Here is a 23,279-nt window from a genome sequence, read left to right on the forward strand (position 1 = left end):
TGGGTCGAACGAAAAAGGAGGCGTCCTGAATACTGCGTCAATGCCGCTCCCAATCTTTCAATCCAGCTTCAAACCAAGCACCGCCAGCCTGAACATCCGGGAGATCTCCCGTGGGTTTTGCGCCCTGCTGTGCGGGGCGGGGCTGAGTGGTTTCTGCCCTGCAAGGGCTGAGTCCCAGACTGCCGCCCAGACTGCCGCCCAGACTGCCGCCACGGCGGTGCCTGCGGCTGCTCCGACGGCTGTGTCACAGCTGGGGAATTTGTATGTGCGGGAGTATCGCGTGCGGGGGAACAAGATCCTGAAGGCGATCGAGATCGAGGAGGCGGTGTATCCGTTCATGGGGCCGGGCCGGGGGGAGCAGGACATCGAGGGGGCGCGCTTGGCGCTGGAGAAAGTTTACAAGGCGAAGGGCTACCAGAGCGTGGGCGTGCAGGTGCCGCAGCAGACGGGTGCGCGTGGTGTGATCTACCTGGAAGTGGTAGAAACGCCCGTGGGCCGCCTGCGGGTGAAGGGCGCGCGGTATTTCCTGCCGAGCAAGATCAAGGAGATGGCGCCTTCGATGAAGGAGGGCACGGTGCCGAACTTCAATGAGATCAGCAAGGACATCGTGGCGCTGAACCGCTGGCGTGACCGGAAGATCACTCCTGAGCTGCGCGCGGGCGTGGTGCCGGGGACGGTGGACATCGACCTGAATGTGGAGGACAAGCTGCCGCTGCACGGGAGCTGGGAGATCAACAACCAGCACAATGCGAACACGGTGCCGCTGCGACTGAGCGGATCGCTGAGCTACAGCAACCTGTGGCAGATGGGCCACACGCTGGGCGTGAGCTTTCAAGTGGCTCCGGAACGGATGACGGACAGCGCGGTGTATTCGGCGTTTTACCAGGCGCCGGTGCACAGTGTGGAAGGGCTGAGCGTGATGCTGACGGGCACGGTGCAGGACAGCAACATCGCGGCGCTGGGCGGGACGACGGTGATCGGCAAGGGGCAGATCGTGGGCTTTCGCCTGATGAAGACGCTGCCGGCGAAGCAGGGGTACTTTCACTCGATCAGCTTTGGCATCGACTACAAAAACTTTGTGCAGGATGTGAACGCGGGCGGCGCGCTGGTTTCCTCCCCCATCGCGTATTACCCCTTCAACCTGGCCTACAGCGGGAGCCGCGTGACGGACAACACGTTCACGGAATTCAATGCGGCGCTGACGTGGCATTTGATGGGGATGGGCGGATCGCAGACGGAGTTTGCGGCGCGGCGGTTTGCGGCGACGGACAGCTTCTTCTACTTCCGCGGGGATCTTTCCCACACGCATGATGTGGCGCAGGGCTTCCAGATTTACACACGGGTGCAGGGGCAGGCGACGCCGGATGCGCTGATCAACACGGAACAGACTTCGGGTGGTGGATACAATACCGCGCGCGGGTATCAGGTCGCAACGCGGCTGGGGGACTCGGGGATTTTTGGCTCGCTGGAGTTTCGCAGTCCGAACTTCATCGGCACGGCGAAGGACCGTGAGAACCAGTGGCGCGTGTATGCCTTCCTGGAAGGCGGCAAGCTTTACACGAACAAGACGCTGCCTGCGGAGAAGCGCAGCTATGACCTGGCCAGCGCGGGCTTTGGCACACGCATCCGCTATTTGAACCACATCACCGGATCGGTGGATCTGGCGATGCCGCTGGTCTCGCAGCCGAACGCGCTGGCGCATGACCTGTTCCTCCTCTTCCGCCTCGGAATGGATTTCTAGGCCGCCCCCCTTTTTTCACTCTCTCAATGCACAGCCCCTCCTCACGCTTCATGTCCCGCAAACCACGCATCCTGACTTCTCTGCTGCTTGCCCTGGCGCTCACGTCCTCACTTGCCTCCGCTGCTGAAGCGAACTGGTGGGATGCGAAGTGGCCCACGCGCAAAAAGATCGACATCGACACGACCGGCAAGGGCGTGGCGATTGCGGAACCCATTGGTACGACCGCAGTGCTGGTGCGCCTGCACGAAGGGGTGTTCAGCTTCATGTCCTCGAAGGAGGACGGGAGCGATCTGCGCTTTCTGGCGGATGACCACAAGACGGAGCTGAAGCACCATGTGGAAAAGTGGGACTCTTTGCTGAATGAGGCGTACGTGTGGGTGCAGGTGCCTGACCTGAAGCCTGCGAGCGCGACGAGCATCTGGCTCTATTACGGCAACACGGAGGCACCCGCGCCTGCGGCGGCCAAGGAAACGTATGATGCGAACACGACGCTGGTGTACCACTTTGCGGATGCTTCGAAGGCGGGCACGGATTCTTCGGCCACGGGCGCGAATGCGGAAGGTGCGCCACCACCGGCAGCGGGATCGCTGATCGGCGGCGGGCTGCGTGTGTTTGGACAGACGGCGATCAAGGCCCCTGCCCCGCCGCTGGGTGAATGGGCTCCGGGTGCGCCGCTGACGGTGTCTGCGTGGGTCAAGCCATCCGCACTGCAGCCGAATGCAGTGATCCTGAGCCGCCGTGAGGGTGCGAACGCTTTCATCCTGGGTCTGGACAACGGCATTCCGTTTGTGGAGCTGAACAAGCAGCGCAGCAGCGTGGGTGCGCCCATTGCAGCGGGTGCATGGCATCATGTGGCGGCAGTGGCGGATGCGGGAACCATCACGGTGTATGTGGATGGCAAATCGTATGGCGCGCTGACGGCGGCGATGCCGCTGCTCAAGGGTCCGGTGGAGATCGACAAGGACACGTCTCCTGCGGCGGCGAGCTTCGTGGGTTACACGGGTGAGATTGATGAACTGCAGATTTCGAAGACGGCGCGGCCTGCGGGTTTCGTGCGCTTTGCGGCGGTGAACCAGGGAACGACGGCGGATGCGGCCAAGCTGATCACGCTGGGTGAGGACGAGGCCTCCGACCACGAGGAAGAGAGCGAGATCATGAAGCATGTCTCGCTGATCACGGACATCTCAAAGGACCTGACGTTTGACGGCTGGGTGGTGATCTTTCTCTGCACGTTGCTGGCCATCGTGGGCTGGATCATTGCCGCAGGGAAGATCATGTATCTCAACACGATCGAGAAAGCCTCCAAGGAGTTCATGAAGCGCTGGGAGAAGATTTCGTCTGACCTGACCGCCATCGACACGGAAGACAACGACAGCATTAAAAACATTGGCGGCAATGTGAGTGGCAAAATGCAGAAGCTGATGAAGCAGTCGCCGCTGTATCAGCTCTACCATCTGGGCGCGGATGAAATCAGCCACCGCATGAAGTCCTACCGCCAGGTGACCTTCAATCCGCAGGAGAAGAAGGAGGCGAAGGTGATGGGACTTTCCGGGCGCTCGATCCAGGCGATCAAGGCGACGCTGCATGGCGGCATGGTGCGCGAGGTGCAGAAGCTGAACGGGAAGCTGGTGTTCCTGACGATCGGCATCGCGGGTGGTCCTTACCTGGGACTGCTGGGAACGGTGATCGGGGTTATGATCACGTTCGCCGTCATTGCGAAATCCGGCGAGGTGGAAGTGAACTCCATTGCTCCTGGTATTGCGGGTGCTCTGCTGGCGACGGTGGCGGGTCTGGCGGTGGCCATTCCGGCGCTGTTTATCTACAGCTACCTGAGCTCACGGATCAAGGATGTGGTCTCGAACATGGAGACCTTCATCGACGAGTTCGTCACGAAGATGGCCGAACACTACAAGGAGTAACCGCACACTCTCATGGACGCCGACAACAAATCCTACGATGACATCAACGTCACGCCGATGGTGGACCTCTACCTGGTGCTGCTGCTGATCTTCATCATCATGACGACCGCCGGGGTGCAGGGTGTGAAGGTGAACCTGCCACGCGGCGGGCCCTCCACATCCAAGCCGATCGAAGGACCGAAGATGCAGGCGGTGACGGTGGACAACCAGGGGAACATCAAGCTGAACGCGACGGCGGTGACTCTTGATGAGCTTTCCAGCAAGCTGGAGTCGATCAAGGCGGCGATGCCGGACGCACCGATCGTCGTGCGCGGAGACAGCGGCACGCAGTACCAGACCGTCATGGATGTGCTGACGGCGGTGGGCCGCGCGGGCTTCACGAACATCGGGCTGGCGACGCAGGCGAAGAAGTAAGCAACGATTTTTCTACCCTACCATGGCAACCAATCACAACGACGACGACGAGCCCGGATTCATCCGGCGGTATCTCGTGCTGCTGATTATCGGCGGGCTGGGGCTCGCAGGCGGTGGCTACATGTACATGAACCACAAGCCTTCGAAGGCTTCGCCGAAGAAGAAGATGGAGATGATTTCGATCTCCATGCCTCCCCCGCCGCCGCCACCACCGCCGCCGCCTCCTAAAAAGGAAGAGCCGCCGCCGGAGGAGAAGGAAGAAAAGATGATCGAGCAGGCGCCGGAAGAGGTCGTGGACAAGCCGGTGGACAAACCGATGGACAAGCCTGCGGATGAACCGCTGGGCACGGCCATTGGCGGAGGCAACGGCAGCGGGCTGGGCCTTGGCGGCGGCGGTGGTGGCGGCGGCGGCATGATCGGCGGCGGCGGCAGAGGCGGCAGCAAGTGGGGCTCCTATGCCGGGCAGGTGCAGAACCGCCTGGCGGATGCGCTGCGCAACAACGCGGTGACCAAGAGCGCGGGATTTACCAACGTGATCAAAATCTGGGCTGACAACACCGGGCGCATCGTGCGGGTGAAGCTCACGGGCACGACGGGCGACAGCAAGCTGGACTCCGCGATCGAGAACGAAGTCTTCAGAGGGCTGGTCCTTAACGAGCCACCACCGGATGACATGCCCATGCCCATCAATCTGCGACTCACCGCACGCAAACCGAACTGAAGTCCCCTTCCCTTTTTTCTCCCTGCTCCATGCTCACTCCAAAACAAGTCTGGCGAAGAACGTACGCCTGTTTCACCGCCTCCCTCCTCGCAGCTCTGCAACCATCATTGATGTTTGCGGCGGAACCCGCCCTGCCTGCGCCGCTACCGCTGCTGGCTGAGAATGCGCCGCCTGCGACCGCAGCTGCAACGGCGACTTCCTCAAGCACTCCAGCGCCGATCTCGACCGATCCCGCTGAAGCGGTGCCGGTGCTGCCGGACCCGAATGCTGCGCCACCGCAGGCGATGACACCGTCGCAGAATGTGACGCTGAACCTGATCAACCGACTGGTGCAAAAGGGCATCCTCACGCATGGTGAGGCGTCTGATTTGATCAAGGGCGCGGAAGAGGATGCGGCCTTTGCGAAGGCCCAGGCCCAGGCGCTGGCGGAAACGCAGGCGGCGGTGGCGGCCCAAACCGCGATGCCGCCGGTGCAGCCGGACGCCGAGGAGGTGCGCGTGACGTACATCCCTGAATCTGTGAAGGCGCAGATCCGCGACCAGCTGCGGACGGAAGTCTTCGCGCAGGCACAGGCGCAGCATTGGGCCGCCCCGGGTTCGATGCCGGAGTGGACGCAGCGCCTCAAGATGTTTGGAGATGTGCGCACGCTGTACCAAGGGTTCAATTTTGCCGATGGCAATGACAGCACGACGGGCGCCTTCCCGAACTTCAACGCGATCAACAGCGGACAGCCGTTCAATTTCGGGACTGATAACAATGGTCTGATCCCACCGCAGCTCAATGTGGACAAGAGCCGTGACACCTACCTGCTGCGCATGCGTCTGGGCTTTGACATTGATCTGGAGGACGGCTTCACCGCCGGCATCCGCTTTGCGACGGGCACGACGAACACACCGGTGTCCACCAACCAGGCGCTGGGCTCCGCAGGTCCCGGGGGCCAGGGACAGGGTGGGAACTTCTCGAAGTATCAGCTGTGGCTGGACCGTGCGTTTGTGAAATACGACGCCTCGCTGTCGCAGGACTCGCATATTGCTTTCTGGCTGGGCCGGTTTGACAACCTGTTCATGACTTCGAGTGAGATCATGTGGGACAGGGACGTGGCGCTGGACGGCATCGCGTTTAAACTGGACCAGACGTGGAACTCGAACTTCAAAACTTGGGTGAGCGGCGGTGCGTTCGCGGTGTTCAACACCGCGCTGAACTTCCCCGACAACAGCACGACGAAGGCACAGAGCTACGACAAGTACCTGTTCGCCGCGCAGTTTGGCGTGGAGTTCAAGGTCACCGATGACATCGAGGGCAAAATGAGCCTCGCGTATTACGACTGGGAGAACATCGAAGGTCGATTCTCCAGCCCGTTCGTCCCGGCCTCCGTCAACGACGTGGGTGACACTGACAACAGCCGGCCGATGTTTGCGCAGAAAGGCAACACGTACCGGAAGATCCGCAACATCACCCCGACGGCAGGAGCACTGCCCGGGGGCAACTTGAACGGGACGGTGGCCCAGTATCAATACTTCGGTCTGGCCACGAAGTTCCGCCAGATCGCCTGGTCGGGACGGCTGGACTTCAATCATATGAGGCCGTTGCAGGTGTCCCTGCTGGGAGAGTTTGTGAAAAACGTGGGCCTCGACCAGACCGCGATGAGCAATCTGAACCGGGCTGACCCGGTGGTGAACAACCGCAGCGGCGGCACGGGCAACTGGGAAGGTGGAGACACTGCGTGGTACATGGGAGTGAACGTGGGCAAGCCCTACACCCTCTTCAATGAACGTGGCGACTGGAACGTGGGCGTGGGCTACCGCTACGTGGAGTCTGACTCCGTGGTTGATGGATTCACGGAGTCCAACTTCGGCGGCGGCGGCACGAACTTTAAGGGCTACACGTTGAGTGCGGCCATGGCGCTTTCCAAAGCGACTGCAATCCGCCTTACCTACATGTCCGCCACCCAGATCGCCGGGCCGACGCTGCGCTCGGACGTCGTGAGGCTTGAACTTAATGCCAAATTTTAATTATGAAGCAACGCATTGCATCCCTGATCCTTTTTGCCGGCCTCATGACCGGTGCCACTCACGCCGCCGAGGAGGCGGACCCCGCCATGGCCGTGCTGAAACGCATGCGCGACCAGCTGCGCAACGTCATGATTCTACAGCAGAAAACAGAGGCTGAGCGCGCGACGCTGCAGGCTGCGAACGTGGAGCTGGAGGAGAAGGTCAAGAAGCAGGAGGCTGACTTCAAGAAGCTGGCCAAGGACAGCAACGCGCAGAAGGACGCCGATGCCAAAGCCATCGCGGAACTGAAGGCGAAGGTGATGGCGGATGAGCGCGAGAAGGCGCAGCTGCAGGAGGCGCTGGCCAGCTGGAAGGCCGGGCACGAGAAGCTCAAGCAGGCGGCGATGAAGGTGGATGCGCAGCGTGCGGAGCTGTCGGCAAGGGTGATTTTGCAGGACCGCAAGGTGGCGAATTATCAGCGCAAGAACGACGAGCTGTTCAAGGTGGGCAGCGAGATCCTCTCCAAGTATGAGGGCTTTGGACTGGGCACGGCGATCACCGCGCGTGAGCCGTTCACACGCAACATGCGGGTGAAGCTGGAAACGCTGGTGCAGGACTACGGCGACAAGCTGGTGGACAGCAAGATCAAGCCTGACGAGGCGCCGAAGAGCAGCGCGAAACCAACGCCGAAAGATGACCCTGCCAAGGTGCAGGCACCCGCGAAACGCTGACATAATGATGATGATGATGATGCGCTCAAACCTGTGGTCCTGCGTGCTGCTTTGCTGCGGCTTGAACAGCCTTTTAATGGCGGAAGAAAGCGACCCGGTGATTGGGAGCATCGGAGAGACCGAGGTGCACCAGAGCGAGGTGCTGGCGTCCTTTGGCAAGCTGGGCGATGTGGAGAAGGAAGCGCTGGCCCGTGACCCGGCCACGCTGACCAAGCTGGTGAGATCGCTGCTGGTGCAGCGGGTGATCCTGCAGGAGGCACTGAGCAAAAAGTGGGACGAGGAGCCGGAGACGCAGACGCTGATCAAGAACACGCGTGAAGCGGCCATCACGGACAGTTATTTGAAAGCGGTGAACCGGCCGCCGGAAGGCTACCCGAGCGAGGCCGAGCTGAAGGCAGCGTATGAAAACGGACGTGCGGCGCTGACGGTGCCGAGGTCGTTCCGGCTGGCGCAGATTTTTGTGGCCGACGAATCCGGTGCGGAGAAGAAGCTGAAGGCGGTGCAGCAACGGCTGAAGGAAAGCCCGGCGAGCTTTGCGCAGGTGGCGCGTGAGATGAGCGAGGAGAAGGAGAGCGCGTCACGCGACGGGGAGATCGGCTGGCTGAGGGAGCAGCAGATCCAGCCTGAGATCCTGGCGCAGCTGCCGCAGCTCAAAGTGAACGCGATTTCCGCCCCGGTAAGACTCAAGGATGGGTGGCATCTGCTCAAGGTGATGGACATGCGCGAGCCGTTCACGCCGATCTTTGACCAGGTGCGCGCGCAGCTGGCGCAGCGGATGCGGGCCGAGAAGAGCAGCGCCAACATCCAGTCGTATGTGTCGGAAGTGTTGCACAATCACCCTGTGGCTATCAACGAGGTCGCGCTGTCTAAGCTCATGCAAAACGCGCCCTCCACTGATGCCGGCGTGAAACCTTGATTGCCCCCGTTATGAAGCTTTTCCCCCTTACTTTTTCGAAACCCCACCGCTTTTCTTACGCGCATGTGCTGCTGGTGCATGTGCTCGTGGTCCTGACAGGACTGGCACCGACGCCGCTGATCGCGGACATGCTGAGCACGAACATCGGGATCGCCACGGGTGGTGGCAGCGGCGGAACGCCCGCTGCGACAGCGCCGGGAGCGGCAAACGCCATCGACACTGCCGCAGCGACGGCGCAGGCGCATGCGAATGCGCAGGACATGCTGAGCCGGAACACGATGGCGCTGGAAGCGGTGAACGCCATGCAGGAGGCCGCGCGTGCAGCGGCGGCGAACGCGACGAATGCGGGAGCGAACCCGAACTTTCCCGGGCAGACTTTGCCGGACGTACCGAATGGACTGGGTGTGGGCGGGTTGGACATCAATGGTGCGCCCACCGGAGCGAATGCGCCGACGCAGTCGCTGCAGAACGCGCACACGATTGTGACGATCCAGCAGACGCAGCAGCAGGCGCTGCTGAACTGGAACACGTTCAACGTGGGCAGTGACACGACGGTGAAGTTTGACCAAAGCGCGGGCGGCGCGGATGCGGGGACGTGGATCGCCTTCAACAAAGTCACGGATCCGTCGGGCAATCCGACGCAGATCCTGGGGTCCATCGAGGCGCAGGGCCAGGTGTACCTCATCAATCAAAACGGGATCATCTTCGGCGGAGCGAGCGAGGTGAACACGCATGCGATGGTGGCTTCTGCGCTGCCGCTCAATGACAACCTGGTGACGCGCGGGCTGCTGAACAATCCGGATTCGCAGTTCCTCTTTTCGGCCAACGCCCAGTCTTCAGGCAGCAAGGGGCCAACCCCGGCCTACACGCCCCCTGCACGGCCCAACACCCCGGGGAACCGCATTGGCAACGTCACCGTGCAAGCAGGAGCGCGGATCACCGCTCCGACCTCATCCGCCAATGTGGGCGGGCGTGTGGCATTGATCGGGCCGAATGTGACGAACAACGGCACCATCAGCACTCCGGACGGCCAGACGATTCTTGCAGCAGGGATGCAGGTGGGATTTGACGCGCATAGTTCGGATGATCCTTCTTTGCGCGGCCTGGACGTCTATGTGGGCGATGTGGGAAGCTATGGCGGCACGGCGACGAATGCGGGCCTGATCGAAGCCCCGCGAGGCAGCGTGGTGGTCACGGGTAAAAACGTGAACCAGAACGGGTTCATCGACAGCAGCACGTCGGTGGCGCTGAACGGACGGATTGACCTGCTGGCGAACTACAACGCGGTGGCCAACATCAACTATAATCCGACGAATAAAAGCTTTGGGCCAGTTTTTGTTTATCCGTCCGGCACATCCACCGGCATTGTGAAGGCGGGTGAAGGCTCCGTCATGCAGATCCTGCCGGAGTGGTCCAGCAACACCAAGGTGGTCGGCACGGAGCTGGCGCTGAAATCTCAGATCAACATGCAGGGTCTGGGGATTTACCTGGGGCAGAATTCAGTCCTGCTGGCCCCCAATGCGAACGTGGCAATCAGCGCGGGGATCTGGGATCTCGACATGCGGACCGGAACGACCAACCTGGATTTTGTACATGCGGGTGGCCAGGTGTATCTGGATGAGGGAGCGGTGATTGACGTGGCGGGCTCCACGGCAGTCTCCTCGACGCTGTCCCAATACATCGTGTCGATCGTGCTGCGAGGCAGTGAGCTGGCGGATGCTGCGCTGCAGCGCAACAGCAACCTGCGCGGCGCCACGATCACGGTGGACTTGCGCAAGCAGGGAGTGCGCAGTGACGGCACGACCTGGGTAGGAACCCCGCTGGCAAACCTCACGGGCTATCTGGCAGTCATCGAACGCACGGTGGGCCAGCTCACCACCGCAGGCGGCACGGTCACCCTGACCGCAGGTGACTCGGTGGTCATGCAAAATGGTTCTGTGGTGAATGTCTCCAGCGGCTATGAGGACTTTGGCGGTGGCACGGTGGCAACCACACAACTGGCGGTAGGCGGCAACCTGGTCGACATCGCCAACGCTGATCCGAACATAGCCTATGACGGGATCTACACCGGGAGCACCTCCGTCGTTGACACGCGCTGGGGCACTTCCGAAACCACGACCGGCATCTTCGCGACCAACAGCCACTACGAGTCTGCTTACAGCAATGGTGGCAAAGGGGGCAGCCTGGAGATTGCGGCAGGGTCCATGGCTCTGGATGGAAGATTGACGGGGCACACCATCATTGGCCCCCAGCAGCTTGAAATAGCGCCGCAGCAAAGCAGTCTGGCGATCAAATTTCAGGCCCAGCAGGTGAGCCGAAACCCGCAGAAACTGCCGCTGTATTCTCCGACCCCCCCGGACGTGGAGTTTAGTAACGCGAGTGGGACGCAGGTCGCCGTGGGCGCTTTTCCAAGCGGTGGCGGCATCGCAGCGCTGCCTCAGGCGCGTCGTGACAATGTGTTGCTTTCACCCGATCTGCTGACCACGCAGGGATTTGGTTCACTGCTGGTGAACAACAGTGACGGTGACATCCTGGTGCCTGCCGGCGTGTCTCTTGATGCCCCAGCAACGGGCACCATCATTTTTTATGGCGCCAACATCAACATCCAAGGCACGCTGTCAGCGCCTGGCGGCCAGATCAGTCTCACCGCCTACAACATTTCCCCTTATGAAACAGCCCGGCTGACGGCCCTGGGCTCAAGCGCGGTGCATCCCACGCCGAATGCTGGACGCGGCAAGGTAACACTGGGTGCGTCTGCGGTGCTAAGCACAGCGGGTCTGGTGATTAACGACCGCTCGGATGCACTGGCACCCCTGTCAGTCCCGCATTGGATTGCGAGCACGCAAGGTTATGTCAGCACGAGCCAGGGCGGCAGCATCCATATTCAAAGCTACACGGCGGATCTCGCAGCAGGCGGTGTGCTGGATGTCTCTGGCGGCCTGATCTCCAGCAACAGCATCGCCTACGGGAATGCTGGTTCGATTTCGATTCAGGCAGGCAATGATCCCTTGATAGGCTCGCTGCTCGGCGGTCAGCTCATACTTGGAGCGACCTTGAAAGGTTACTCAGGTGCCAACGGAGGCTCGCTTGCCCTGCAGGCAACGCTCATTCAAGTGGGAGGAACAGCAACGTATGCGAACACCCTGGTGCTCCAGCCGGAATTCTTCAGCGCCGGCGGTTTCAGCCAGTTTAAACTCACGGGACTGGGAGCAGACATCAGCACAGCGCCTGCGGTCGGGCAGGCTTTTGCACCTGCCGTGCTCATCGCTCCTGGCACGATCATCCGTCCGGTGGTGAGCAGCCTGCAGGCCGCGATTAATCAGTCCGGAGGATCGAGCTCCATCACCACGTCCATCGTGGTGAATCCTGAGGGCTACCGCCAGACGGCGACGCTCGACTTCGAAGCCCCCGGCCTGAAGGACTTTGTCACCGCCTTGCTCAATATTCGTGGCGACATCGTGATGGGAGCCGGGGCGCAGATTGAAACCGACGCGCTGGGCAGTGTCACGCTGCATGGACAAACCGTGGAAATGAACGGAAGCATCGTTGCGCCCGGAGGAGTGGTCACGCTCAAGGGAGCGAGTCGTTTCCCAGAGAACAACAATCCGACGGTCGGCTTTACCACGCTGCATCTGGGTGCAACGAGCCGGGTGAGCACCGCCGGAAAAACCGTGCTGCTGGCGGACCCCTTTGGCCGGCGCGTGGGTTCGGTCTATGCTGGTGGCACGATCAAAGTCGAAGGCAACATCATTGCTGATGCCGGAGCAGTGCTGGATGTCTCCGGCACGAGCAGTGTGCTGGATCTGCTGCCGCAGGAGGCAGGGAACGACCTGGCACCGCGGAGCGCCGTCTCGCAGATGGTGCTGGGAGCCGTGCCCGTGGCAGTGCGCGTCGACAGCAATGGCGGTCTCATTCAACTCACAGGCAGTGATTTTCTTTTTACGCAGGCCACGCTGATCGGCCAGGCGGGCGGTGCCAAGGCACAGGGCGGGACCCTCGTAGTGGCGTCTGACCGGTTTGTTGATCAAGACGCCAGCAATGATGACAAGGACATCACCCTGCTGGTGGCCCAGGATATAGCGTCATTCACCCAGCCGGTGTTTACACCTGGTCAAGCAGTGGTGGGCCAGCCGCTGGGAGCAGGCATCCGGGGCATGGGCTACTTCGGGGCCAATGCATTCCAGCAAGGCGGCTTTGATTCGTTAACGCTGGCAGGGAATGTGGAGTTCCGTGGAGCGGTGGATGTGACGGCGAGAGGCCAGCTGAAGGTGGCGGACGGGGGGGTGCTGGCGGCAGACGCCCTGGTGCGCCTCACCGCACCTTATATTGCCCTGGGCAAAGCCCTGCAGCAGCCGACGCGTGATGAAGAACTGATCAATCCATTCAACGTTATCAATCCAGGCTCCGGTTTCATTCCCAGTGTGTTCAGCCCGACGTTTGGCACTGGCAAACTGGAGGTGACGGCTGATTTGATCGAAACCGGTTTCCTGTCGTTGAGCAAGATCGGCGAGGCCAGTCTGACGGCACGGCAGGAACTGCGTGGCAGCGGCTATCTGGACATTGCGGGCCATCTGACCATCACTGCGGGGCAGGTCTATCCGGTGACCGCCTCCACCTTCACGATCACAGCCTATGATTATGCGGGAGGAAGTGGTTCCATTACTATTGCGGCCTCTGGTGAGACGCCGGATTTCCCGCTGTCTGGCGGCGGCAGACTGAACATCTACGCATCCACCATTACGCAGGGCGGCACCCTGCGTGCTCCGTTTGGCAGCATTCATCTGGGCTGGGATGGCACAGGCACGGCCCCCAAGGGGCTGGTGACGAATTTGAACGCGCCCGTGACGCAGCAGCTCACATTGAAGACTGGCAGCACGACCTCCGTGTCGGCGATCGACCCGACGACAAATGCCGGTGTCATCATTCCGTATGGCATCATCAAAGACGGCACGAACTGGATTGATCCCACGGGCCAGGACATCACCAGCATTGGCGTGCCGGACAAAACGATCCGGATTTCTGCGAACAGCGTGACGACTGAAGCAGGCTCTGAACTGGACATCCGCGGCGGTGGCACATTGTACGGCTACCGCTGGGTGCAGGGCAATGGTGGCACGATGGACATTCTTGATTCAGAGGGCAAGTTTGCGATCATTCCCGGCTATAGTTCCTCCTTTGCGCCGTATGCCCCTTTTGCCACGACGGGATTAAACGTGGCCAACCTGGGCGGCGACAGCGGCTATACGAACAGCAGCCTGAATGTGGGAGATCAGATCTATCTGAAAGGCAATTCTCTGATTGCGGCAGGGACTTATACGCTGCTGCCAGCACGCTATGCATTGCTGCCCGGAGCTTTCCTGATCTCGCCGAACTCGGGAACACCGGCCGATTCCTTGGTGAAACCGGACGGCGCGGCGCTGGCGAACGGGTACCTTTTCAACAGTTTGAATCCGACGGTGACGGGTGCCATTTACCAATCGTTTGAGATCACCCCGCAGAGCGTGGTGAGGCTGCGTGCGGAATACACCGATTACTCGGCGCAGAGTTTCATCTCAGCCTCCCAGGCGAGTTTGAGCCTGCCAGTTTCACGCGGCCCCTTGGACGCAGGCAATGTGCTGATCGGCGCGACGCAGAACATGCAACTGGAAGGCAATCTGACCGCCGCCGGAATGCTCACGGGACGTGGCGGCCGAGTGGACATCAGCAGTCCGTTGGAGATTGTGATCGCGGCACCCGGAGCACCTGCGCAAGCCAACAAGCTGGTGCTGAACTCTGCGCTCCTGAGCGGCTGGAATGCCGAGAGCCTGCTCATCGGTGGTGAACGGACTTATGGCACGAGCAGCACCACAGTGGCCGTGCGCACGAATACCTTAAAGCTGGATGCCGGGGTGTCATTGAGCGGCACGGAAATCATCCTGGTGGCAAATCAGACGGTGACACTGGATGCGGGCGCGGTGATCACGCAGACAGGCACACAGACCGCTGCTGATACACTTGTGGTCGCCGGCAACGGCTCCTTGGTGCGCGTCAGCGGCGTGGTTTCCGCGCAAACATCACGCACGGGAGTGACCACCTCAGCGCTGCCGCAACTGAACGTGGAGGCCGGGGTGCAGATCAGTGGTGCCAGCATCACCCTGGACTCCAGCAACATCACTTCCCTGAACAGCATCACCAGCCTGACCGGCACGGCGATCAATCTGAACAGCGGCCGGATCTCCATGCTGCTGACCGATCCCGGCGCATTGCAGACCACTGGCAGTCTGGTGCTCGGCGGCGCCACTCTTGCCGGACTGCAAAACACCACTGCGCTGTCACTGCTGAGCTACACGTCCATCGACCTCTACGGAACAGGCACGTTCTCCAACACGGGAACACTGGCGCTGCATGCTGGTGAAATTCGCGGTTTTAACAATGGCGGCGGCACGGTGAATTTAACAGCGCAGTCGATCCTGCTCGACAACAGCGCCAACGTTGCGGCAGGAACTGCGGGAGCGTTGTCCGGCACTCTGAACGTCACTGCGGCCAAGATCACCATCGGACAAAATGCCTTGGTGGTGAATCAATTTTCCAATGTGGTGCTCAATGCCTCCAATGGCATTTTGATGCAGGGGACGGGCTCGTTCCGAGCCTTGGGAAACCTGAATGCCATCACGCCCTTCTTCACCGCCGCCAGCAATGCCACGCAGGTGTTTGCAGCGAATGGAGCGCTGACATTGACGCGCCCCGCTGGTGTGCAGCCGGTTCCCGGCACTCTTGGGCTGGGATCCAAGATTTCCTTTGAAGGCAGCACACTCACAGCAGACACCGACATCCTGCTGCCCAGCGGTGTGATTTCAATGCGTGCACTCACGGGTGATCTGCTGATTGGCGGACTGCTGGATGCGGGCGGAGTGGCGAGGACCTTTTTTGATGTGGTGCGCTACACGGATGCCGGACAGGTCACACTGACCGCCGATCTGGGTAACATCACACTTTCTGCGAGCAGCGTGGTCAACGTGGCCGCCAACACTGGTGGTGGCAACGCCGGCACGTTCAGCGTCAGCGCTCCCACCGTGGGTGCGTCTTCAGGTCTTCTGACCTTGAACGGAACACTGCTGGGTCAGGCGGGTGCAGGCGGGACGACGGCCTCGGCCAATATCGATGTCGGCCGTCTTGCCTCCTTCGACACGCTCAATCAAAAACTCAACGGCGGGATGTTCACGAATGTGCGAGATCTGCGCATCCGCAGCGGCGATGTGGTCATTGATACCGTGGCAATTTCTGAAGCGGTCAATGCGCATCATTTCCTGCTGAGCGTGGATCAGGGTTCCATCACAGTCAAAGGCACCATCAATGCCTCCGGGCAGACTGGCGGGCGCATTGATTTGATCGCGAATGGCAACGTGACTTTGAATTCGGGAGCCGTGCTGACCGTGCAAGGGACGGACTTTGACAGTGCCGGCAAGGGAGGAGAAATCAATCTTGAGTCCGGCACACAGCGCAATGGGGTCGTGGGCACAGGCATCGTGAGCATTCTCACGGGATCCACGCTCAATCTCAGCGTCACCAACAAGGACAAGGTGGTGGTGGGCGGCGTGACCAGCACGGTGGCGGGTTCGAGTGCGTCTCTGGGTAAATTCAGCGGCACTCTGCATCTGCGGGCACCGCAGACGACAGCCATCAACAACTACATTCAAATCAATCCGATCAACGGCACGATCATTGATCCTTCGAGCATTTTGATCGAGGGATACAAGCTGTATGATTTCAACCAGGCCAATGTGGTCGTTCAGGGCGGAGCGGCAGGGCTGACGAATCTAGCGGGAGTAACGATCAAGGCTGATGCGTCGAGCGGCACGAGTTTGAAGGGTGATGCGACAGCCTGGATGAACAACTACACCACCATGTTTAACAATCTGGTGAGCGGTAACGCAGGCATCATGGCACTGGAGAGCCAGGGGGCGGGAGTGGTGGTGATCGCGCCGGGCATCGAGATCAGCAATCGTGGCGGCAATATCACACTCGGCGTGGCCAATGTTGGCAGCGGGCAGGGCTCGGCGGCGATCTATGACTTGAATCTGGCCAACTTCCGATTTGGGCCCAAACAGGCGCCGGGGGTTTTGACCATGCGTGCGAGCGGCAATCTGGAATTCTACAACGCTCTGAGTGATGGCTTCACTGTCGCTACGAGTGACACGCGCATCGTTGAGCGCATGTGGCTGGCCACATTGACCGACCTCAACACTGCGCTTCCTGTGAATGTGCAGTCCTGGTCCTACCGCCTGGCAGCAGGTGCGGACTTCACTTCGGTGAACTTCCGTGATGTGGCCGCGCTGGCCACTTTGGGTGCCACCACGGGTTCACTGCTGCTGGGTAAAAACGCCGGCCAGGCCATTCCGACCAGTTCGGGCGCCAACAGTTCGCCCGGCTCCAACGCGTTGACGCGGCTGGCCATCAATCCAAGCAACAACACCGCCACCACGGGCAACCCGACTGCCTCCAACCGCTTTCAAGTGATCCGCACGGGCACTGGAAACATTGAAATTGCGGCTGGCAGGGATGTGCAATTGCTCAATCAGTTTGCCACCATTTATTCTGCCGGCGTGACGGTGCCGAGCATCACCACTGTCTTCACCGCGAATGATTTTGTCGCGCCGACTGTCTCCTTTGCAGATGTCAGCGAGGCTCCGACCCAGAACGCGCTGGGAGCATTCCAGCAGTTTTATGCGGCACAGTACAGCATGGCCGGCGGCAATGTCAGCGTGATGGCAGGGGCAGACATTGTGCACCTTACCAAAGACGCCAGCGGCAATCTCATCCAGGACTCGCAACGCGAGCTGCCCAACAACTGGCTTATGCGGCGGGGCTATGTGGATGCGTCCGGCAAATACGGCGTGACGGAGGTCGCCGATGTGGGTTATGTGCAGTTCGTCTACGACGAGGCTTCGTCCACCACGTGGTGGGTTGACTTCAGCAATTTCTTTGATGGCATCGCGGCCCTGGGCGGCGGCAATGTGACGCTGAATGCGGGTCGTGACGTGCAGAATGTCAGCGCGCATACGCCGACCAATGCGCGTGCGGCCAGAGGCACGCCGAGTGCGGCGAACCTGCAGGAGCTCGGCGGTGGAGATGTGACGGTCACAGCGGGGCGCAACATCGACGGCGGCATTTATTATGTGGAGCGCGGCTCCGGCACGCTGCTGGCGGGCGGGGCGATCACCACCAACGCGACGCGCTCGCCATCCCTCGGGAGGCTGACGGCGGCCAATACCATTCTGCCAGAGTCCACCTGGCTGCCCACGACTTTATTTGTTGGCAAGAGCAGTTTTGAGGTAAGCGCTCGGGGTGATGTGCTGCTGGGCCCCGTGGCCAATACCTTTTTGCTGCCGCAAGGGGTCAACAACAAGCACTGGTACAAGACTTACTTCTCCACGTATGCGGCTGACAGCAGTGTTTCGGCAACTTCCCTGGGGGGTAACATCACGATCAGGGAGGCAACCACTCTGCCGACTCAAACCTCACCCAGCAGCATTCTGAGCTTGTGGATGCGCAACGAGCTGCTGCTCTCTTCCAGCTCAGCAGCGAATTATCAGCCCTGGCTGCGGCTGGCGGAGACCAATGTGGATCCGTTCAGCACGCTCACCACGCTGATGCCCGGCACTCTGCGTGCCACGGCCTACTCGGGAGACATCAACCTGACCGGCCGCATGAACTTGTCCCCCTCCGCCACAGGCACGGTTGAAATCCTTGCCGCAGGGTCCATCAATGGATTGACGCCGACCGGTGTATCCAATTCGATCATCGTGGGCAAGCAGACCACCGTCTGGGGCTCCGCCTCGATCAATGTTTCAGATGCGAATCCGGCCTCGATTCCTGGTGTGTTGACCCCGTTTGCCTACTACCAGACCTACTACAATCCGCTCAATCCCGAAACCAATTCGGCGGCCCGGGTGACCACCTCCACTTTCTTGAGATCGCTTGATGCGGTGTTTGCCGAATCGGGTTCAACCACGGGCACCTACGCTTCGTCCCAGGTCAAGCAAACCCTCCACGCTCCTGGCTTGCTGCATGCGAATGATGCCAGTCCTGTGCGATTTTATGCGGCCAAGGGTGACATCTCGGGTCTGACTTTGTATTCGCCCAAATTTGCGACCATTCTGGCTCAAACAGACATCACTGACATCGCCTTCTACATTCAAAATTCGCGTGCCGGTGATGTCACAACCGTTTCGAGCGGAAGGGATGTGATTGCCTACAACGCCAACTCCGCCTTGCGAGCACTGGCGGTCAAAACCGGCAACCTCACGGCCAACAATGAAGTTCCGCTGGCGGGAGACATCCAGATCAGCGGACCGGGGACGCTGCAGGTGCTGGCGGGGCGGAATCTGAATCTGGGCACGGGCTCCAACAATTCTGACGGCACGGGCGTGGGGATCACGAGCATCGGCAACGGGCGCAATCCCTATCTGCCGTTTGCGGGTGCGGATGTGATTGTGGGAGCAGGCATGGGAGCGGCGGCGGTGGGCATCGGCGGTGGGATGCCTGACTTTGGGGCGTTCATCACTTACATTTCCACGACGGCCGCAGGCGCGCGCTATCTCGCGGAGCTGGCGGAGATCCTGGGAGTGCCTTCGGTCAATCTGAATGACCCGCTGCTGACGGCGGACGAGCAGAAGCAGCTGGCGATGGCGGTCTTCTACCTGGCGCTGCGTGATGCGGGGCGTGACCACAATGACCCGGACAGCCCGAATGCGGGGACTTACACCGAAGGGTATGCGGCCATTTCGAAGCTGTTCCCGACGACGACCAGTGGCAGCATCCAGACGCAGGCGCGTGACATCCGCACGAAGAGCGGCGGGGACATCAGCATTCTGGCACCGCAAGGCGGGCTGCAGCTGGCCGCGACGACGATCGGCAGCACGCTGGCACCGCCGGGGATCATCACGGAAGGGGGCGGAAGCATCAACATTTTTGCGAGCAACAGCGTGGACATCGGCATCTCGCGTATTTTCACGCTCAAAGGTGGGGACATCATGATCTGGTCTTCCACGGGGGATATCGCGGCGGGGACTTCGTCGAAGACGGTGCAGTCGGCACCGCCGACGCGGGTGTTGATTGATCCGCAGAGCGCGAATGTGGCGACGGACCTTGCGGGTCTGGCGACGGGTGGTGGCATCGGGGTGCTGGCGACAGTGCTGGGTGTGGCTCCAGGGAACGTGGACTTGATCGCGCCGATCGGTGCGGTGGATGCTGGTGATGCGGGGATTCGTGCGACGGGGAACCTGAACATCGCGGCGACGATCGTGCTGAATTCGGCGAACATTTCGGTGGGCGGGACGAGCGGGGGTACGCCTGCGGCGCCTTCGGTGGCGGCACCGAGCCTGGGCGGGCTGGCGGCGGCTTCTTCGAGCGCGGCGGCGGGGACTTCGGCGGCGAACAGCCAGGCACCTAAGGATGACAAGCAGGAGCAGGCGCTGGGACAGGACCAGCCCTCGTTCATCACGGTGCAAGTGATTGGCTACGGTGGTGGCGATGGTGGAGAAGATGAACGTAAACGTAGAAATGACCAGCCGGGTGAGTAATGTGACCCGACGCAACTCCCAAGATCATGGCTTTCCAATTTGATTCCGATTCGCAGAAGAAGATCCCTGATCAGATACCGCCGAGGGAGCGGATCGGGAAGTTTTCGCTGCTGGTGATCGGGGCGTTCGTGCTGCTGATCGTATGCTTGTTTGCCTGGCACCCGATGGCGACGGCGGTGCGCGGGGTGCTGGCGCGGCGGAATGCGAAGGAGGCGCTGCAGGCGACGGCGGCGAAGGACTGGGTGAAGGCGCACCAGGCGGTGACGCTGGCACGCCAGCGGGCGCCGGAGGATGAAGAGGTGATGCTGGCGATGGTGGCTTTTCTGAAGGCGACGGGCTCTGACCCTGGGGGACTGGCGCAGTATCTGCAGAAGCTGAAGCTAAAGCGGCCTCTGACGGCGGAGGAGGAGCTGACGCTGGGGCGCGCACTGATCAGCAGCGGGAAGACGAAAGATGCGCGCGAGGTTTATGAGAAGCTGCCGCTGAAGCAGAGCACGCAGCAGCCGGGGCTGGAGCTGCTTTCGAGCATTCTGAACGCGGAGGGGCACACGAAAGAGGCGGCGGAGATTGAGCAACGTGCGGTGGTGCTGAGCAAGGCGGAGGCGACGCCTGAGACGCAGATGAAGGCGGCGGTGGCGGATCTGGGCAGCCACTTTGTGGAGGTTCAAAACCAGGCGCAGAAGCAGCTGTGGCAGCTGGCGGAGCTGAGCACGCAGACGGGGATGGATGCGATCCTGCAACTGGCGGCCAGCCGGGGGCTGACGCAGCCGCAGGCGAACCGTCTGATGGAGCTGGAGGAGAAGCACCCGCTGCAGGCGATGGGGGCGCGGCTGCTGGTGGTGTCTGCGCAGATGAGGCTGCAGCCAGAAAGGCGTGCGGAGCTGGCGGAGGCGGAGGTGAGGCGATTCACGGAGACGAAGAATGGCCGGCTGGAGGACATAGCCTACTGGCTGATGCGGGGGAAGTTTAATGATCAGGTGCTGAAGCTGGTGCCGAAGGATCTGGCGGCGCAGTCGCGCGAGCTGTACCCGATCCTGGTGCAGACGCTGTCTCAGGCAGAGCGCTGGGAGGAGCTGCAGGGGGTGCTCAAAATTCCGAACCCGCCGGTGTCTGCGACGCTGCTGGATCTGGCGATGGCGGAGGTGCTGAGCCATGTGCAGCCGGACATGCGGGAGTCTCGCCGCATTTTGCAGGGGACGGTGATCAATGCGGCGCAGGCGGGTGATGTGGCAACGCTGCAAGTGGCGGCGCAACTGGCGGAAAAGCTGAATTTTGCGGATGTGGCCTGCCAGGCGTACAAGGCGGCGGGGATGAGATCGGCGGAGAACAATGCGAGCGAGGCGGCGCTGCAGAACCTGCAAAAGAGCGTGGAGCTGGCGCTGCGTGCGAAGGACACGGAGACGCTGCTGGAGGTGTCACGCAGGCTGCATGTGATGAGCCCGAGCAGCGCGGTGTTTGCGGACCGGTTTGTGTACCTGCGGCTGGTGCTGGGGGTGGAGATGGAGACGGTGGATGTGAAGGCGCTGATGACGGAGACTGAGGCGAAGGGGGCGGTGAGTGTGACGCTGGAGCGGATCCCGCCGCCGCTGCTGCTGGCGCTGTCTGCATACCGGCTGGGAGATCGTGAGGGGATGGCGAAGCATCTGGCTTCCCTGCCCCGCGGCGAGAGCCTTTCCCCCGGACCGCGTGCTGTGGCTGCGGGGCTGCTGTCTCTGGTGGGCAAGGCGGACCGCGCGTTTGTGATGGCGGAGAAGATTCCGGGGGCGCTGCTGCTGGAGGAGGAGAAGGTGTTTTTGATGAGGGCGCTGTGAGAGACTGAGAGGGTTTCAAGTTTAAGGTTTCAAGTTTGGCTTCGCCGGTCCTGCAAGCTTGGTGGCGTTGAGGGAGCTGGGCTGGCATGGGGTGTCTCAGGGAGCTCATGGTTGTGTGGCAAATCCAGGATGGATTTCTCGGAAGCACCTAGCCGGAAGAAAAATTTTCGAGGGCGCTAAGTGCATTAGTTTCAATGCTAATGACAGCATGCATTTAAGCATTGCTTTTATGTAAATATTATAAGCCTTGAAGTAATGCGGCTTATTTACAAAAATGGTGGAATGATACTCACCGATCTAATCGCGATTGTCACGCTGCTGTCGGCCATCAGTGTCGCCTCTGAAAGGCTCGTCGAAATTGTGAAGGCTTTTGTGCTACCTTCATGGTTTCAAGAGGTCGTGATGCCAGCGGCTGGAGCGCCGGCAGCGGAGGTGGTTGCGGCGACCCGGATGGAGACACGGCGCAAGGCGCGGATCCACATCCTGGCGGTCGTCTGCGGCATCGTGACTGCGCTGCTGGCCAGTCCGGTACTGAAGAATTACACCGCACTTTTTAACAGCGGCGGCGACCAAACGCTGATCATCGTGGCGCTGGGATTTTTTGCCAGTGGTGGGTCGAGTCTGTGGAACACGGTGCTGGAATATCTGCTGAAGGTGAAGAGCATCAAGGACAGCGATGACAAGATGACGGCGGCGCGGGCGGACAAGCTGAAGGCTACCGCAGAGAAGGCGCGTGCGGATACGGAGAAGGCGCAGGCCGAGGCTGAAAAAGCGCGGGCCGAAACGGAGAAAATCAAGGCTGGTGGCTAGACCGTGTGATCTCCGTGAAAAGCAGCGCTCTTCCAATGACTTTTTTCTCATGAACACATCCCACGACGACCATCCCCCCTGCCCTGCCCTCCGGCATTCTTTGACGACACCTGCGTGCCTGGAGCGGCACGGCATGCCTGCCGCAGCCATGCTGATACGAGCGGGACTCTCCAGTCTGGCTCTGCTGCTGAGCGCGTGCGCGGGCCTGAGCGGGCGCAGTCTCACGGAAGAGCAGGACTGGAGCGCGACGGGCTTCCGGTACTATGACTCCTCACCCTATCTGCTGGTTTATACGGACAACAAAGGCGGGCTGAACTCAGAGCTCAAGTACATGCCGGACCTGACGAAGAAGCGACAGGTGAAGCCCTACCAGTTTCTGGCATCGGTGGAGGGATCGCTCACGTTTGAAGATGGCATCCTCACGGGCGCGGAATCCAACGGAGATGGCACGGCGGTGCCGAAGGCGGTGATCAGCGCGCTGGAAAAAGCCGCCAAGGCAGCGATCGCCCTGGACGCAAAGTTGGCCCCTGAGGCCAAGGACGCGGACGACCTGGCCCCGCGGGTGTATCTCTTCAAGATCGTCAAGGAGGTGAATGACAAGGGCCAGTACGTCTGGGAACTCAAAGGCAGCAGCGGCAGCCCGATCAAATCTTAACTCTTCACC

At 61.0% G+C, this 23,279-nt stretch carries 11 protein-coding genes; all 11 read left to right on the plus strand.

The features are described 5' to 3' along the window. The first annotated feature begins 40 nt into the window (after positions 1-40). The 11 genes from ACIREA_RS03110 (at position 41) to ACIREA_RS03160 (ending at position 23,270) form a co-directional block, all read left to right on the plus strand. A complete protein-coding gene (locus ACIREA_RS03110) occupies positions 41-1,741 on the plus strand; it encodes a ShlB/FhaC/HecB family hemolysin secretion/activation protein (protein ID WP_397380447.1) in 1,701 nt (566 codons plus the stop codon). 50 nt (positions 1,742-1,791) lie between these two features. Beyond that, positions 1,792-3,660 (plus strand): DUF2341 domain-containing protein, encoded by a 1,869-nt coding sequence (locus ACIREA_RS03115; RefSeq protein ID WP_397380449.1) that lies wholly within the window; start codon positions 1,792-1,794, stop codon positions 3,658-3,660. A gap of 12 nt (positions 3,661-3,672) precedes the next feature. Further along, on the plus strand, positions 3,673-4,074 hold the full coding sequence (locus tag ACIREA_RS03120; protein WP_397380451.1) for an ExbD/TolR family protein: 402 nt from the start codon (positions 3,673-3,675) through the stop codon (positions 4,072-4,074). A gap of 22 nt (positions 4,075-4,096) precedes the next feature. Continuing rightward, positions 4,097-4,795 carry a TonB C-terminal domain-containing protein gene (locus ACIREA_RS03125; RefSeq protein WP_397380453.1) on the plus strand — a complete coding sequence of 233 codons (699 nt, stop codon included), beginning with the start codon at positions 4,097-4,099 and terminating at the stop codon, positions 4,793-4,795. A 29-nt stretch (positions 4,796-4,824) separates the two neighbouring features. Then, positions 4,825-6,807, plus strand: a complete 1,983-nt coding sequence (locus ACIREA_RS03130) for a putative porin (protein ID WP_397380455.1) — start codon at positions 4,825-4,827, stop codon at positions 6,805-6,807. Between the two features lie 2 nt (positions 6,808-6,809). Continuing rightward, entirely contained in the window at positions 6,810-7,517 is a 708-nt protein-coding gene (locus ACIREA_RS03135; RefSeq protein ID WP_397380457.1) for a hypothetical protein, read from the plus strand. A gap of 16 nt (positions 7,518-7,533) precedes the next feature. Then, positions 7,534-8,433: a peptidylprolyl isomerase gene (locus ACIREA_RS03140; protein WP_397380459.1), complete on the plus strand. Its 900-nt coding sequence runs from the start codon at positions 7,534-7,536 to the stop codon at positions 8,431-8,433. Positions 8,434-8,444: 11 nt separating this feature from the next. Beyond that, positions 8,445-19,994, plus strand: coding sequence for a filamentous haemagglutinin family protein (locus ACIREA_RS03145; RefSeq protein ID WP_397380461.1), 11,550 nt, complete (start codon positions 8,445-8,447; stop codon positions 19,992-19,994). A 26-nt stretch (positions 19,995-20,020) separates the two neighbouring features. Next, positions 20,021-21,805, plus strand: a complete 1,785-nt coding sequence (locus ACIREA_RS03150) for a tetratricopeptide repeat protein (protein ID WP_397380463.1) — start codon at positions 20,021-20,023, stop codon at positions 21,803-21,805. Between the two features lie 282 nt (positions 21,806-22,087). After that, positions 22,088-22,615, plus strand: coding sequence for a hypothetical protein (locus ACIREA_RS03155; protein WP_397380465.1), 528 nt, complete (start codon positions 22,088-22,090; stop codon positions 22,613-22,615). 133 nt (positions 22,616-22,748) lie between these two features. Next, complete coding sequence (locus ACIREA_RS03160; protein ID WP_397380467.1) at positions 22,749-23,270, plus strand: hypothetical protein; 522 nt, start codon at positions 22,749-22,751, stop codon at positions 23,268-23,270. The last annotated feature ends 9 nt before the right edge of the window (positions 23,271-23,279 follow it).

It is taken from the genome of Prosthecobacter sp. (assembly GCF_044373815.1).
Lineage (GTDB): Bacteria > Verrucomicrobiota > Verrucomicrobiia > Verrucomicrobiales > Verrucomicrobiaceae > Prosthecobacter.